The sequence below is a fragment of the Dietzia sp. B44 genome (assembly GCF_014145245.1).
GTDB classification, from domain to species: Bacteria; Actinomycetota; Actinomycetes; order Mycobacteriales; family Mycobacteriaceae; genus Dietzia; species Dietzia natronolimnaea.
Genome location: NZ_JAALEF010000505.1, coordinates 1 through 2226 on the forward strand (window position 1 = coordinate 1; position 2226 = coordinate 2226).

The 2226-nt window shown below is 72.6% G+C and carries 2 protein-coding genes; both read left to right on the forward strand.

What is annotated here, in order from left to right; genetic code table 11:
- Nucleotides 1–668 (forward strand): ATP-binding cassette domain-containing protein (locus tag G6017_RS17260; protein ID WP_182618070.1); only part of this gene is annotated, 668 nt, incomplete at its 5' end.
- A partial coding sequence (locus tag G6017_RS14980) for an ABC transporter ATP-binding protein (RefSeq protein ID WP_241731581.1) occupies nucleotides 665–2226 on the forward strand: 1562 nt, incomplete at its 3' end. The genes G6017_RS17260 and G6017_RS14980, both read left to right, overlap by 4 nt.

Genomic DNA, 2226 nt, shown 5'->3' on the forward strand with positions numbered 1-2226 from the left:
CCGCCGCCGAGGCGGTGACGCTGGCGATCGCCGGCCACAGCGACGGCGCCGACGCCGTGCTGGTGGGCGGGCATCGACGCAGCCGCCTGGCCCCGGCGATCGCCAACCACGTCGTCGTCGCCCCCCACCGCGTGGACCTGTTCGTCGGCACCATCCGATCCAACATCGCGATGCGCCACGACGCGCTGGGTGACGACGCGCTCGGTGACGACGCCCCGGGTGATGCCGCGCTGGGTGGCAAGCCAATTGACGACGACGACAACCCGATTTCCGATGAGGTCCTGGCGGCCTCGGCCGTCGCGGAGATCGTCGAGCACCTGCCCGACGGGCTGGACCACGTGGTGCAGGAGGGGGGACGCAACCTCTCCGGCGGCCAGCGTCAGCGGATCGCGCTGGCCCGCGCCCTGCACGCCGACCCGGATGTGCTGGTGCTGCACGATCCGACCAGCGCCGTGGACGCGGTGACCGAGTGGGAGATCGCCCAGGCCGTGCGCCGCGTGCGCACGAGTCGGCCGGGGCAGGCGACGCTGATCGTCACCTCATCGCCGCCGTTCCTCGCGACCGCCGACCGGGTGGTCCACCTCCCGCGGAGCGGTGAGACGCATTCCGGCACCCATCTCGAGCTGCGCGAGACCTCCGCCTCCTACCGATCGGCGGTCGACCGATGAGCAGCACCGAAACCAGCAGCACCGACACGAGCAGCACTGACACCAGGGCTGCAGAAGCGCCGGACAGCGCCGGGGCCCTGGTCACCACGGGGACCCTTCCACTGGCGAGCGGCCGCGAGTCCCTCGCCGTGCTGTCACCGCTACTCACCGAACGCCGCCTCTACCTGATCCTGGTGTGCCTGACCGGCCTGGTCGCGTCCGTCGCGGGATTGGTGGCGCCGTGGGTGATCGGCTGGCTGGTCGACGTCCTGCCCGGGAGCCAGAACTACACCGCGGTGTGGGTGGGCGCGGGGGCGATCGCCGCCGCAGGCATCGTGGGCGCCGGCTGTGCCTGGGCGGGCCAGGCGTGGCTCGCCCGGTTGACCGAGCCCACGGTGGCTCGGTTGCGCGAGATGGTGATGGACCGCTCCCTGCAACTGGGCGCCGCGCAGATGGAGACCACCGAGACCGGCGACCTGGTCTCCCGCGTGGCCGAGGACGCCCGCGAGATCAGCCAGGCCGCCACCGCCGTGGTCCCGCTGGTGGTGCAGTCACTGTTCACCGTGATCGTCTCGGGGATCGGCCTGGCCGCGGTCGACTGGCGGCTCGGACTGGTGGGGCTGGTCGCGCTGCCCATGTACTGGACCACCCTGCGCTGGTACCTGCCCCGGTCCGGCCCCATCTACGCCGCGGAGCGGGCAGCATTCGGTACCCGCGCCAGCCGACTCCTCGGCGGCATCACCGGATCCCGGACCCTGCACGCCTTTGATGCCCAGGACTCCGAGCTGGACCGGATCACCGCGGCCTCCGGGCACGCGCGGGACCTGTCCATCCGGGTGTTCTACTTTGTCACCCGCGCCTTCAGCCGGAACAACCGCGCCGAGGTCACGGTCCTCGGGCTGCTGCTGGTCGTCGGCTTTGTCCTGGTGGACGCCGGCACCCTCACCGCCGGCGCCGTGACCACCGCCGCGCTGCTGTTCCACCGGCTGTTCAACCCGATCGGCGCGCTAGTGGGCATGGTCGACCAGGTCCAGTCCGCCGGGGCCTCGCTGGTCCGGATGGTCGGGGTGATCACCATGCCCGTGCCCGACCGCACGGCCACGCTCGAGCCCGTCAACGACGAGCCCGGCGCCCAGCCCGTCACCAACCAGCCCCTCACCAACCAGCCCGGCGCCCTCGAGCTGGCCGGCGTCAGCCACTCGTACGGCGAGGGAGCACCTGCCCTGATCGACGTCGACCTGACCCTCGCGCCGGGCGAGGTGGTGGCCGTGGTCGGCTCCACCGGTGCAGGCAAGAGCACCCTGGCGCTGGTCGCCGCCGGGTCCGTGGTCCCCACGCGCGGTACCGCGCGGATGGAAGGGGTGTCGCTGGCCGAGGTCGACCCGCTCGCCCTGCGCCAGCGCATCACCATGGTCTCCCAGGAGGTGCACTCCTTCGCGACGTCGATCGTCGAGAACGTCCGGGCTCCCCGCCCCGAGGCCGGCCTGTCCGAGGTGCGCGCGGCCCTGCAGACCGTGGGGGCCGACTGGGTGGACGACCTGCCCGACGGAGTCGACACCGTGATCGGCGAGGGCGGGCA